Genomic DNA, 13,268 nt, shown 5'->3' on the forward strand with positions numbered 1-13,268 from the left:
GGCTCTTATGGTGAAGAGTTCCGTGGTCAATGATGGTGCGCACTTTACCCAAGATTGTCAGGAGCGCACACGGGATGATGCTGTCAGAAAAATACAAAGACGACGGGCGATTATGCACATGACGCAAAGGGATGGGGCACTGGATCTGCTCAAGTGGCTGGCGCTGTTGAGCATGGTGCTCGATCACCTGCGATATGTCGGTTATTCCGTCGATATTCTGTATGTACCGGGTAGGCTGGCCTTCCCGTGGTTCTGTCTGGCGATGGCGGCAAACCTGGCGCGGACTCGCGTCGTGACGATCGACGGCCAGTGGCGTTATCTGGGCTGGTTGCTGCTGTTTAGCGCCATCAGTGAAATTCCGTATCGCATGTTCATTCCTGATCCCGGCACCTTGAACGTGCTGCCCACGTTGGCGCTCGGGTTGCTGGTGGCCCGTGGCTGGCAGAACCGAATCCTGCAAGCGCGACTGTTGGCGGCAGGCGCCTTGCTGCTGGCGGCGCTGTTTTCGGAGCGACTGATGTTCGGCTTCTTCGGCGTGCTGTTGCCGCTGGCGATGTTGCTGGTGATCGGGCAGCCCTGGTATTTCAGCCTGTTGCCGGGATTGGTCTGTCTGGCAGCCAATCAATGGCAAGTGCTGTATTCCTCCGCGCAGTTTCATAACAGTGAAGCCATCCTCGGCATCGCCACTTGTCTGATCGCGCCACTGGCCGGCCTGCTTTTGTTGCGTCACGCCGGCCGGTTCAAACCTCCGCCACCGATGCGTCGCTGGGCGTACGCGCTCTATCCGCTGCATTTTTTACTTCTGCTCGCAGTGCGACAGATCATCGCCTAACCCCTGTGGGAGCGAGCCTGCTCGCGATGAGGAAGTGTCAGGCGATATCAATGTTGCTTGACTCACCGTCATCGCGAGCAGGCTCGCTCCCACAGGGGATCTCTGCTGGTTTGGAGAGTGTGTTCGGCATGCCATTTCCCGCCATGTCGTAAACGCACCTTTGCGTGGCGTCCGTAGGCATTTGGCCTGTCTGCGCCGGTCATACCATCGCATTCAAAGGGCACTGTCGAAACACCAGTGCCTTACCGAGACGAATGGCGCATAGATGCCGCTGGGAGAGACGCGATGTTCAGCAAGCAAGACCAGATCAAGGGTTACGACGATGCACTGCTGGCGGCGATGAATGCCGAGGAGCAACGCCAGGAAGATCACATCGAGCTGATCGCGTCAGAGAACTACACCAGCAAACGCGTCATGGAAGCGCAAGGCAGTGGCCTGACCAACAAATACGCCGAAGGCTATCCGGGCAAGCGCTACTACGGTGGCTGCGAGCACGTCGATAAAGTTGAAGCGCTGGCCATCGAACGCGCCAAGCAGCTGTTCGGTGCTGATTACGCCAACGTGCAGCCGCACTCCGGTTCCTCGGCCAACAGCGCCGTGTACCTGGCTTTGCTGCAAGCCGGCGACACCATTCTGGGCATGAGCCTGGCCCACGGCGGTCACCTGACCCACGGCGCCAAAGTGTCGTCCTCGGGCAAGCTGTACAACGCCGTGCAGTACGGCATCGACACCAAAACCGGCCTGATCGACTACGACGAAGTCGAGCGCCTGGCCGTCGAATGCAAGCCGAAGATGATCGTTGCCGGGTTCTCGGCCTACTCCAAGACCCTCGACTTCCCACGCTTCCGTCAGATTGCCGACAAGGTCGGTGCGCTGTTGTTCGTCGACATGGCCCACGTCGCCGGTCTGGTCGCTGCTGGTTTGTACCCGAACCCGCTGCCGTACGCCGACGTGGTGACCACCACCACCCACAAGACCCTGCGCGGTCCACGTGGCGGCCTGATCTTGTGCAAGGCCAACGAAGAGATCGAGAAAAAGCTCAACGCCGCAGTGTTTCCGGGTGCCCAGGGCGGCCCGTTGATGCACGTGATCGCTGGCAAAGCGGTGTGCTTCAAGGAAGCGCTGGAGCCAGGTTTCAAAGCCTACCAGCAACAAGTGATCGACAACGCCCAGGCCATGGCCGGCGTATTTATCAAACGCGGCTACGATGTAGTGTCCGGCGGTACCGATAACCACCTGTTCCTGGTCAGCCTGATCCGTCAGGGCCTCACCGGCAAAGAGGCGGATGCAGCACTCGGTCGCGCCCACATCACCGTGAACAAGAACGCTGTCCCGAACGATCCACAGTCGCCGTTCGTGACCTCCGGCCTGCGCATCGGCACCCCGGCGGTGACCACTCGCGGCTTCAAGGTTACCCAGTGCGTCACGCTTGCCGGCTGGATCTGCGACATCCTCGACAACCTCGGCGACGCCGATGTCGAGGCCAATGTTGCGCAGCAAGTTTCGGCCCTGTGCGCGGACTTCCCGGTTTATCGCTGAGCGCGGTTTTGGAGTAAATGACTATGCAACGCTACTCGGGCTTCGGCCTCTTCAAACACTCCCTCAGCCATCACGAAAACTGGCAGAAGATGTGGCGCACGCCGACCCCTAAAAAGGTCTATGACGTGGTCATCGTCGGCGGTGGCGGGCATGGTCTGGCGACCGCCTACTACCTCGCCAAAGAGCACGGCATCACTAACGTGGCCGTAGTCGAGAAAGGCTGGCTGGGCGGCGGTAACACCGCGCGCAACACCACCATCGTTCGCTCCAACTACCTGTGGGACGAGTCGGCGCACCTGTACGAACACGCAATGAAATTGTGGGAAGGCCTGTCCCAGGACCTGAACTACAACGTGATGTTCTCCCAGCGCGGCGTTTACAACCTGTGCCACACCCTGCAAGACATCCGTGATTCCGAGCGTCGGGTTAGCGCCAACCGCCTCAACGGCGTCGATGGCGAACTGCTCGATGCCAAACAAGTAGCCGACGAGATTCCGTACCTCGACTGCTCGAAAAACACTCGCTACCCGGTGATGGGCGCTACGGTCCAGCGTCGCGGCGGCGTGGCCCGTCACGATGCCGTGGCGTGGGGTTTTGCCCGTGCCGCTGACGCACTGGGCGTGGACCTGATCCAGCAGACCGAAGTGATCGGCTTCCGCAAGGAAAACGGCGTGTGCATCGGTGTTGAAACCAACAAGGGCTTCATCGGCGCCAAGCGCGTCGGTGTGGTGACCGCCGGTAACTCCGGGCACATGGCCAAACTCGCCGGTTTCCGTCTGCCGATCGAATCGCACCCGCTGCAAGCGCTGGTGTCCGAGCCGATCAAGCCGATTATCGACAGCGTGATCATGTCCAACGCCGTTCACGGTTACATCAGCCAGTCCGACAAGGGCGACCTGGTGATCGGTGCCGGTATCGACGGCTACAACGGCTACGGCCAGCGTGGTTCGTACCCGGTGATCGAGCACACCATTCAGGCCATCGTCGAGATGTTCCCGGTGTTGTCCCGCGTACGCATGAACCGTCAGTGGGGCGGCATCGTCGACACCACGCCGGATGCGTGCCCGATCATCTCGAAAACCCCGGTCCCGAACATGTTCTTCAACTGCGGTTGGGGCACTGGTGGCTTCAAGGCAACACCTGGCTCGGGCAACGTGTTTGCCGCGAGTCTGGCCAAGGGTGAAATGCACCCATTGGCTGCACCTTTCTCCATCGACCGTTTCCACAACGGTGCGTTGATCGATGAACACGGCGCTGCTGCGGTTGCCCACTAACAGGAGAAATCCCCATGTTGCATATCTTCTGTCCTCACTGCGGCGAACTGCGCTCCGAAGAGGAATTCCACGCATCCGGCCAGGCGCACATCCCGCGTCCACTGGATCCGACCAACTGCACCGACGAGGAGTGGGGCGACTACATGTTCTTCCGCGATAACCCTCGCGGTCTGCACCACGAGCTGTGGGATCACGTCGCCGGTTGCCGTCAGTACTTCAATGCCACCCGTGACACCGTGACCTACGAGATTCTCGAAACTTACAAGATCGGCGCCAAGCCGCAGTTCACCGACAAGACCGATAGCCCGAAAGCGGCCGCCACGGCTCTGGGAGAGAAGGTATGAGCCAGATCAATCGCCTGTCCAACGGTGGACGGATCGACCGCAACAAAGTGCTGAACTTCACCTTCAACGGCCAGACGTACAAAGGCTTTGAGGGCGATTCCCTGGCCGCTGCCTTACTGGCCAATGGTGTGGACATCATCGGTCGCAGCTTCAAGTATTCCCGTCCGCGCGGCATCTTTGCTGCCGGTGCCGAAGAACCGAACGCCGTGCTGCAGATCGGCGCGACCGAAGCCACGCAGATCCCGAACGTACGCGCCACGCAACAAGCGCTGTATCAAGGTCTGGTCGCCACCAGCACCAACGGCTGGCCGAGCGTGAACAACGACATGATGGGGATTCTCGGCAAGGTCGGCGGCAAGCTGATGCCGCCGGGCTTCTACTACAAAACCTTCATGTACCCGCAATCGTTCTGGATGACTTACGAGAAGTACATTCGTAAAGCCGCCGGTCTTGGCCGCTCGCCGACCGAGAACGATCCGGACACCTACGACTACATGAACCAGCACTGCGACGTGCTGATCGTCGGCGGTGGCCCTGCTGGCCTGGCCGCTGCACTGGCGGCTGCCCGCAGCGGTGCGCGTGTAATCCTCGCCGATGAACAGGAAGAGTTCGGCGGCAGCCTGCTCGATTCCCGCGAAAGCCTCGACGGCAAACCGGCCGCCGAATGGGTCGCCAGCGTCATCGCCGAGCTCAAGGACACCCCGGACGTGCTGCTGTTGCCGCGCGCCACGGTCAACGGTTACCACGACCATAACTTCCTGACCATTCACGAGCGCCTGACCGATCACCTCGGCGACCGCGCCCCGATTGGCCAGGTGCGTCAGCGCATCCACCGGGTTCGCGCCAAGCGTGTAGTGCTGGCGACCGGTGCTCACGAGCGTCCGCTGGTTTACGGCAACAACGACGTGCCGGGCAACATGCTCGCCGGCGCTGTGTCGACTTACGTGCGTCGTTACGGCGTGGCACCGGGCAAAAAACTGGTGCTGTCGACCAACAACGATCACGCCTACCGCGTGGCGCTGGATTGGCTCGACGCCAGCCTGCAAGTCGTCGCCATCGCCGATGCCCGCAGCAATCCGCGCGGTGCGCTGGTTGAAGAAGCGCGCGCCAAAGGCATCCGCATCCTGACCGGCAGCGCCGTGATCGAGGCGCGTGGCAGCAAGCACGTGACCGCCGCTCGCGTTGCCGCGATCGATGTCAAAGCGCACACCGTGACCAGCCCGGGTGAGTGGCTTGATTGCGACCTGGTTGCCAGTTCCGGCGGTTACAGCCCGGTGGTTCACCTGGCGTCGCACTTGGGTGGCAAGCCGATCTGGCGTGAAGACATTCTCGGTTTCGTACCGGGCGAGGCACCGCAGAAACGCGTGTGCGTCGGTGGCATCAACGGTGTGTACGGTCTCGGCGATTCCCTGGCCGATGGTTTTGAAGGCGGTGCTCGCGCCGCAGCCGAAGCCGGGTTCCAAACGGTCGAAGGCGTACTGCCTAAAGCCCTGAGCCGTCTGGAAGAGCCAACACTGGCGCTGTTCCAGGTGCCGCACGAAAAGAACACCGCACGTGCGCCGAAGCAATTCGTCGACCTGCAAAACGACGTCACCGCGGCCGCCATCGAACTGGCAACTCGCGAAGGCTTCGAGTCGGTCGAGCACGTCAAACGCTACACCGCACTGGGCTTCGGCACTGACCAGGGCAAGCTCGGCAACGTCAATGGTCTGGCCATCGCCGCCCGTTCGCTGAACGTGACCATCCCGCAGATGGGCACCACCATGTTCCGTCCGAACTACACGCCGGTGACTTTCGGTGCTGTAGCCGGCCGTCACTGTGGGCACATCTTCGAGCCGGTGCGTTTCACCGCGCTGCATCACTGGCACGTGAAGAACGGCGCCGAGTTCGAAGACGTCGGTCAGTGGAAGCGTCCTTGGTACTTCCCGAAAAACGGTGAAGACCTGCATACCGCCGTGAAACGCGAATGCAAAGCCGTGCGCGACAGCGTTGGCCTGCTGGATGCTTCGACCCTGGGCAAGATCGACATCCAGGGCCCGGATTCGCGTGAGTTCCTCAACCGCATCTACACCAACGCCTGGACCAAGCTCGACGTGGGCAAGGCCCGTTACGGCCTGATGTGCAAAGAAGACGGCATGGTCTTCGACGACGGCGTAACCGCCTGTCTCGCCGACAACCATTTTGTGATGACCACCACCACCGGCGGCGCTGCACGCGTGCTGCAATGGCTGGAAATCTACCACCAGACCGAATGGCCAGACCTGAAGGTGTACTTCACTTCCGTGACGGATCACTGGGCAACCATGACCCTGTCCGGGCCGAACAGCCGCAAGCTGCTCAGCGAAGTCACCGACATCGACCTGAGCAATGAAGCCTTCCCGTTCATGACCTGGAAAGAAGGCCTGGTCGGCGGTGTGCCAGCGCGGGTGTTCCGGATTTCGTTTACCGGTGAGCTGTCGTACGAAGTCAACGTGCAAGCCGACTACGCCATGGGCGTGCTGGAGAAAATCGTCGAGGCCGGCAAGCAGTACAACCTGACGCCATATGGCACCGAAACCATGCACGTATTGCGTGCAGAGAAGGGCTTCATCATCGTCGGTCAGGACACTGACAGCTCGATGACCCCGGACGACCTGAACATGGGCTGGTGCGTCGGTCGCACCAAACCGTTCTCGTGGATCGGCCAGCGTGGCATGAACCGCGAAGACTGCGTGCGTGATCAACGCAAACAGTTGGTCGGCCTGAAGCCGATCGATCCGACCAAATGGCTGCCGGAAGGTGCGCAACTGGTGTTCAACACCAAGCAGACGATCCCGATGACCATGGTCGGTCACGTCACTTCCAGCTACTTGCACAACTCCCTCGGTTATTCGTTTGCCATGGGTGTGGTCAAGGGCGGCTTGAAGCGCATGGGTGAGCGTGTGTTCGCACCGCTGGCCGATGGCAGCGTGATCGAGGCGGAAATCGTTTCTTCGGTGTTCTTCGATCCAAAGGGTGATCGCCAGAACGTCTAGTGGCCTCGGGTCCTGTGGAGAGTCTGCTACCGCTATCGCTAGCAGGCTAGCTCCCACAGGGGAACGCGGTCGAATGTGGGAGCTAGCCTGCTAGCGATGGCGGCAGTGCAGCCACCACAGGAACCAACAGAATTCAGGAACAGGTGCTTTATGACCGCAGCCAATGTTTACCAACAACGCCCAACCACTGGGGCCAAGGCCGAGTCGTCGTTGCATCACGCCGACCTCGCCAGCCTGGTGGGCAAGGGCCGCAAAAGCGCCGGCGTGATCGTGCGTGAGAAAAAACTCCTCGGCCATCTGACCATTCGTGGAGATGGCCATGATGCTGCGTTCGCTGCCGGGGTGCACAAAGCCCTCGGTATCGAATTGCCGGGTGCGCTGACCGTAATCGTCAAAGGCGAAACCAGCCTGCAATGGATGGGGCCGGATGAATGGCTGCTGATCGTGCCGACCGGTGAAGAATTCGCCGCCGAGAAAAAACTGCGCGAAGCGTTGGGTGATTTGCACATCGCGATCACCAACGTCAGCGGCGGCCAACAGCTCCTCGAACTGAGCGGCCCGAACGTGCGCCAAGTGCTGATGAAGTCCACCAGCTACGACGTGCACCCGAACAGCTTCCCGGTCGGCAAGGCTGTGGGCACCGTGTTTGCGAAGTCGCAACTGGTGATCCGCCACACCGCCGAAGACACTTGGGAACTGCTGATTCGTCGCAGCTTCTCGGATTACTGGTGGTTGTGGTTGCAGGATGCGGCGGCTGAGTATGGGCTTAGTGTTCAGGCTTGAGATCGACCCCTCACCCCAGCCCTCTCCCCAAGGGGGAGAGGGGGAAAGGGAGCCGATCTCTATCGTTTTCAAAACCTGAGTTCACCTTGATGTTTCAGGTCGATGTAGCTCCAAGAACAACTCGGTCAGTCCCCTCTACCTCTGGGAGAGGGCTAGGGTGAGGGGTGGATTTCCCTGACACCCAGCACAATGAACAGGAGTCACCGCACTATGAGCCGCGCCCCAGACACATGGATTCTGACCGCCGACTGCCCAAGCGTTCTCGGCACCGTGGACGCGGTGACCCGCTTTCTGTTCGAGCAGGGCTGCTACGTCACCGAACACCATTCCTTCGATGATCGGCTTTCGGGCCGTTTCTTCATTCGCGTGGAATTCCGTCAGCCCGACGGCTTCGACGAACAAGCCTTCCGCGCTGGCCTCGAAGAACGCGGCCAAGCCTTCGGCATGATCTTCGAACTGACACCGCCGCACCATCGACCAAAAGTGGTGATCATGGTCTCCAAGGCCGATCACTGCCTCAACGATTTGCTCTACCGCCAGCGCATCGGCCAATTGTCGATGGACGTGGCCGCCGTGGTTTCGAACCACCCGGACCTCAAGCCGTTGGCGGACTGGCATCAGATTCCGTATTACCACTTCCCGCTGGACCCGAACGACAAACCGTCCCAGGAGCGTCAGGTCTGGCAGGTGATCGAAGAGTCTGGTGCCGAACTGGTGATCCTTGCCCGCTACATGCAAGTCCTGTCGCCAGAGCTGTGCCGCAAACTCGACGGCAAGGCGATCAATATCCATCACTCCCTGTTGCCCGGTTTCAAGGGCGCCAAGCCCTATCACCAGGCCTACAACAAGGGCGTGAAACTGGTCGGCGCCACGGCGCACTACATCAACAACGACCTGGACGAAGGCCCGATCATCGCCCAGGGCGTAGAGGCTGTGGACCACAGTCATTACCCGGAAGATCTGATCGCCAAGGGGCGGGATATTGAAGGGCTGACGTTGGCGCGGGCGGTGGGTTATCACATTGAACGACGCGTGTTTTTGAACGCCAATCGCACGGTCGTTCTTTAGATTTTGGGGCCGCTTCGCAGCCCATCGCGGGCAAGCCTTGCTCCTACGGGATCGAGGTCGATCGCGGAAATGGAGACAACCTCAATCCTGTAGGAGCAAGGCTTGCCCGCGAAGAGGCCCTCTCAGACAACACAAGACACACAAGCAATAACCCGAGCAATCAACGCGCCGCCGTTCCATGGCGACGCGACCGCTACATAAAAACAACAGCGAGGTGAAAGCATGTCTGGCAATCGTGGTGTGGTGTATCTCGGCAATGGCAAAGTCGAAATACAGAAAATCGACTATCCAAAAATGCAGGACCCGCGCGGCAGGAAGATTAACCACGCTGTCATCCTGCGTGTGGTTTCCACCAACATCTGTGGTTCCGACCAGCACATGGTGCGTGGCCGTACTACCGCTCAAACCGGCCTGGTACTGGGCCACGAGATCACCGGTGAAGTGATCGAGAAGGGCAGCGACGTCGAAAACCTGCAAATCGGCGACCTGGTGTCCGTGCCATTCAACGTGGCTTGCGGGCGCTGCCGTTCCTGCAAGGAAATGCACACCGGTGTTTGCCTCAGCGTTAACCCGGCGCGTCCGGGCGGTGCTTACGGTTATGTCGACATGGGCGACTGGACCGGCGGTCAGGCTGAATACGCGATGGTGCCGTATGCCGACTTCAACCTGCTGAAACTGCCGGATCGCGATCGCGCGATGGAAAAGATCCGCGACCTGACCTGCCTCTCCGACATCCTGCCGACCGGTTACCACGGCGCAGTGACGGCCGGCGTTGGCCCGGGCAGCACCGTGTACATCGCTGGTGCCGGTCCTGTCGGTCTGGCTGCTGCCGCTTCCGCTCGCCTGTTGGGCGCAGCGGTGGTGATCATCGGTGACGTCAACACCGTCCGCCTGGCGCACGCCAAGGCTCAGGGTTTCGAAATCGCCGACCTGTCCCTGGACACCCCGCTGCACGAACAGATCGCTGCACTGCTGGGCGAGCCAGAAGTGGATTGCGCCGTCGACGCCGTGGGCTTCGAAGCGCGCGGTCATGGCCATGACGGCGTGAAACACGAGGCTCCGGCCACAGTGCTCAACTCGCTGATGGGCGTGGTTCGGGTTGCTGGCAAAATCGGTATCCCTGGCCTGTACGTAACTGAAGATCCAGGTGCAGTCGACGCAGCCGCGAAAATGGGCAGCCTGAGCATCCGCTTCGGTCTGGGCTGGGCCAAATCCCACAGCTTCCACACTGGCCAGACGCCAGTCATGAAGTACAACCGCCAGCTGATGCAGGCGATCATGTGGGACCGTATCCACATTGCCGACATCGTTGGTGTCGAGGTGATCAGCCTGGATGACGCGCCACGTGGTTATGGCGAGTTCGATGCGGGCGTGCCGAAGAAGTTTGTGATCGATCCGCACAAACTGTTTAGTGCGGCGTAAGGCTTCAGGCAAAACAAAGGCGACCTTCGGGTCGCCTTTTTTGTGTTTTTGATGTTGGCAGATCGAGATGTTTGTCGTATTCGAAATCCACCCCTCACCCCAGCCCTCTCCCCAGGGGGGAGAGGGGAAAGGGAGCCGATCTCCAGGCCTTTCAAATCCTGAGTTCGACTCGGATTTTCAGGTCGATGTACATCGAAAGAACAACTCGGTCAGTCCCCTCGCCCCTCTGGGGAGAGGGTTAGGGTGAGGGGGCGGTTTTCAACTGATCACAACGCTGCCAACGCCCCTTGATACAACACCGGCCCCGTCGGTTGTCCCGTCGGCGAACCACCCTTCGGTTCAAGACTCACTGCCAACGCAATCGCCTTGCCGATCAACGTCTTCTGCGTATCGCTCAGCTCTACGCGCCCCTTGCCGCCCGCCGGAATCACCCCAAGGGAAATCGGTTTGCCATCCGCCGGAATCGCCCACAACTCCAGACTTCGCCCCGGATCAACCGCCGCCAGCGTCAGCGGCTCAACGTTCAAATAATCCTCATGCGCTTCAACCTTCAGCGCAGGCTGCGCGTCTGCCGTCAGCAACGTGGCGCTGTAACGCGCGTTGTCGCGGTTATAGATCACACCCAACGTCACGGCGATCACCAGCGAGCAAACCGCAGCCGTCACTCGCAACCAGCTCCAGAATGGACGTTTTTCCGGCATGTGCAGCACTTGCGGCTCAATCCGCGCCGTAATGCCCTGCCACACCCGCTCCGGCACCGACTGCTCGGGCAGCGCCTCGGTCAAACTGACCAGGCTTTCCTGCCACTGCGCCAATTCCGCACGAAGCGCCGCGTCTTCCAGCAACAGCTGTTCGAAACGCCGACGAGCGGCAGAAGGCATCAAACCAATGGCGTAATCGGCGGCGAGGGCGCGGCGCAGGGTCGGGGTTTGATAGTTCATGATTCAAGGCACCTGCGCAGTCGCTCCATACCGCGGCGGATCCAGGATTTCACCGAGCCCAGCGGCGCGGCCAGGTGTTCGGCGAGCTCAGAGCAGGACAACCCCTGAAAGTAAGCCACAGTGATCGATTGGCGCTGCATGCCGTCGAGGCTTTCCAGGTAGCGGTTCAAGGCCTTGGCCTCACGAGCACTGCTTAGCTGTTCGTGGGCCGATGGGCTTTCATCCACCAGCGCTTGTTCTTCAAGGTCGCTCAACGGCCGGTCGCGGTGTTTGCGCAACTGGTCGATGGCCTGATGACGGGTGATGTTGATCATCCAGGTTAGCGGCGCCGACAGGTGCGCCTCATAGCGCGAGGCGTTGTTCCAGATGCGCACGAAGGTTTCCTGCAACACTTCTTCAGCCAGATCCGGCCGCCCCATGAAGCGCAGCGCTACGCCATGCAGCCGTGGGCCGACGCTGCGGTAAAGCGTCTCGAAAGCGCGGCGGTCGCCCAGTGAACACTGGGCCAGAAGCTGCCTGAGCTGATCGGCGTCGGCGATGGGAATGGCAGTTCTCCGGGCAATCGAAGTGGGCTGGGTGAGGCAACGGTTGCAGGCAGAGGTTAGTTCACGGTGCGCGGTAGTTCCATTCATGGGCGGCCACCTCGGAAACGCCGACCCTGATGCGCAGGGTCGGCGGCACGCCTCAGCTTTTCGGCATCAGTACTTTGTCGATGACCTGAATCACACCGTTGGACTGGTACACGTCATAGGTGGTGATGTCAGCGACGTCTCCTTTTTCATCCTTGATGGTGATGTTGTGCGGGCCATTCATCATTGCCCACAGCTTGCCGCCTGCGACGGTGGTCAGTTCGGCTTTGCCGCCACCGGCCTTGATCTTCTCGGCCAGGGTCATCATGTCGAGTTTCCCGGCGACCACGTGGTAGGTGAGGACGTGAGTCAGGGTCGCCTTGTTGGCGGGTTTGAGCAAGGTATCGACAGTGCCGGCCGGCAGCGCAGCGAAGGCCGAGTTGACCGGGGCGAACACGGTGAACGGGCCTTTGCCCTTGAGGGTGTCCACTAAACCAGCGGCTTTCACGGCGGCGACCAGGGTGGTGTGGTCGGCGGAGTTCACCGCGTTATCGATGATGTCTTTGCTCGGCAACATGCTTTGGCCGCCGACGATGACCGCCTGGCTCGTGTCTGCCGCTTGCACAGTGTTCAGGACGAATCCGCCGCCAAGGGCCAGGCTCAGCAGGCTGGCAATCAACGGCGTTTTGATCGAAGTGCGTTTCATGGTAATGATCCTCGTGCAGGGAATCGGCCAGGGATGTCTGTCCGTGCTTGATATACGCGGGCGAGGCCAGACTGGATGCAGCGCCGCTCAATTCTTTTTCGACTGTTCGTCGGAGGCTCGCCAAGACTCGGAACAATCCCCCTGCATGCCAGTCCAACACACGGTTTTTCGCCGTCCATTGCCGGGCGGTTTTCATGGCACATGAGGATGTCTGGATGAAGATTTCACGCGGTTTTGCACTGGCTTCGCTGATGTGTCTGGCGGCCAGTCCGGTCTTTGCTCAGTTCAGCCTGTTCGATGCGGCCAATGCCCTCTCCGGCACGCAGGGCGATGACGCCGCCGCGTCCGCGCCGACTGCGACGACCGCGCAGACGGCCGGTCTGCTGAGTGCCCTCAGCCAGTTAAACGTGACGCCAGAACAAGCCATTGGCGGTGCCGGGGCGATGCTCGGTCTGGCGAAGAATCAATTGAGTTCGACCGACTACTCGGAGTTGTCCAAAAGCGTGCCCGGAATCGACTTGTTGTCCGGTGGCGGTGAACTGGGCCTCCTCAGCGGCTTGCTGGGCTCGTCCGGTCAAGCGGCAGGTCTGGGCAACGTCTTGGGCAACGTGAGTAACACCAACGACCTGAACAGTGCCTTCAGCGCATTGGGCATGGACACTGGCATGATCGGCCTGTTTGCCCCCGTGCTTCTGCAATTTTTCGGTCAGCAGGGCGTCGGCGGGTCGCTGCTGACAAACCTGGGCGGGATCTGGGGCGCAGGCACGGGCACCTGA

At 60.6% G+C, this 13,268-nt stretch carries 12 protein-coding genes; 9 read left to right on the top strand and 3 right to left on the bottom strand.

The features are described from left to right. The first annotated feature begins 112 nt into the window (after positions 1-112). From ACYZUA_RS04815 to fdhA, 8 genes are all read left to right on the top strand, one after another. Positions 113-832, top strand: a complete 720-nt coding sequence (locus ACYZUA_RS04815) for a TraX family protein (protein WP_461962269.1) — start codon at positions 113-115, stop codon at positions 830-832. 285 nt (positions 833-1,117) lie between these two features. Further along, the gene (gene glyA, locus ACYZUA_RS04820) at positions 1,118-2,371 is read left to right on the top strand and encodes a serine hydroxymethyltransferase (protein WP_084318448.1); all 1,254 of its coding nucleotides are present in this window, start codon (positions 1,118-1,120) and stop codon (positions 2,369-2,371) included. Positions 2,372-2,394: 23 nt separating this feature from the next. Beyond that, positions 2,395-3,645, top strand: a complete 1,251-nt coding sequence (locus ACYZUA_RS04825; protein ID WP_007947735.1) for a sarcosine oxidase subunit beta — start codon at positions 2,395-2,397, stop codon at positions 3,643-3,645. Positions 3,646-3,659: 14 nt separating this feature from the next. Then, positions 3,660-3,989, top strand: coding sequence for a sarcosine oxidase subunit delta (locus tag ACYZUA_RS04830; RefSeq protein ID WP_123368610.1), 330 nt, complete (start codon positions 3,660-3,662; stop codon positions 3,987-3,989). Then, positions 3,986-7,003 (top strand): sarcosine oxidase subunit alpha, encoded by a 3,018-nt coding sequence (locus ACYZUA_RS04835; RefSeq protein ID WP_461962270.1) that lies wholly within the window; start codon positions 3,986-3,988, stop codon positions 7,001-7,003. The genes ACYZUA_RS04830 and ACYZUA_RS04835 overlap by 4 nt, the downstream gene beginning before the upstream one ends. A 150-nt stretch (positions 7,004-7,153) precedes the next feature. After that, complete coding sequence (locus ACYZUA_RS04840) at positions 7,154-7,786, top strand: sarcosine oxidase subunit gamma (protein ID WP_095127165.1); 633 nt, start codon at positions 7,154-7,156, stop codon at positions 7,784-7,786. Positions 7,787-7,996: 210 nt separating this feature from the next. Beyond that, positions 7,997-8,854: a formyltetrahydrofolate deformylase gene (gene purU / locus ACYZUA_RS04845; RefSeq protein ID WP_283181956.1), complete on the top strand. Its 858-nt coding sequence runs from the start codon at positions 7,997-7,999 to the stop codon at positions 8,852-8,854. 222 nt (positions 8,855-9,076) lie between these two features. Continuing rightward, on the top strand, positions 9,077-10,276 hold the full coding sequence (gene fdhA, locus ACYZUA_RS04850) for a formaldehyde dehydrogenase, glutathione-independent (protein ID WP_007947729.1): 1,200 nt from the start codon (positions 9,077-9,079) through the stop codon (positions 10,274-10,276). A 266-nt stretch (positions 10,277-10,542) separates the two neighbouring features. Here the strand turns inward: fdhA and ACYZUA_RS04855 are convergent, their stop codons facing one another. The 3 genes from ACYZUA_RS04855 to ACYZUA_RS04865 are packed head-to-tail and all read right to left on the bottom strand — an operon-like array spanning position 10,543 to position 12,492. Then, positions 10,543-11,217, bottom strand: a complete 675-nt coding sequence (locus tag ACYZUA_RS04855; protein ID WP_461962271.1) for an anti-sigma factor — start codon at positions 11,215-11,217, stop codon at positions 10,543-10,545. Then, positions 11,214-11,849, bottom strand: coding sequence for an RNA polymerase sigma factor (locus tag ACYZUA_RS04860; protein ID WP_461962272.1), 636 nt, complete (start codon positions 11,847-11,849; stop codon positions 11,214-11,216). Before ACYZUA_RS04860 ends, ACYZUA_RS04855 begins: the two co-directional genes overlap by 4 nt. A 52-nt stretch (positions 11,850-11,901) precedes the next feature. After that, on the bottom strand, positions 11,902-12,492 hold the full coding sequence (locus tag ACYZUA_RS04865) for a fasciclin domain-containing protein (protein ID WP_461962273.1): 591 nt from the start codon (positions 12,490-12,492) through the stop codon (positions 11,902-11,904). Positions 12,493-12,707: 215 nt separating this feature from the next. Here ACYZUA_RS04865 and ACYZUA_RS04870 point away from each other — a divergent pair, with 215 nt between their 5' ends. Then, entirely contained in the window at positions 12,708-13,268 is a 561-nt protein-coding gene (locus tag ACYZUA_RS04870; RefSeq protein WP_461962274.1) for a DUF2780 domain-containing protein, read from the top strand.

It is taken from the genome of Pseudomonas sp. LS2P72 (genome assembly GCF_054897865.1).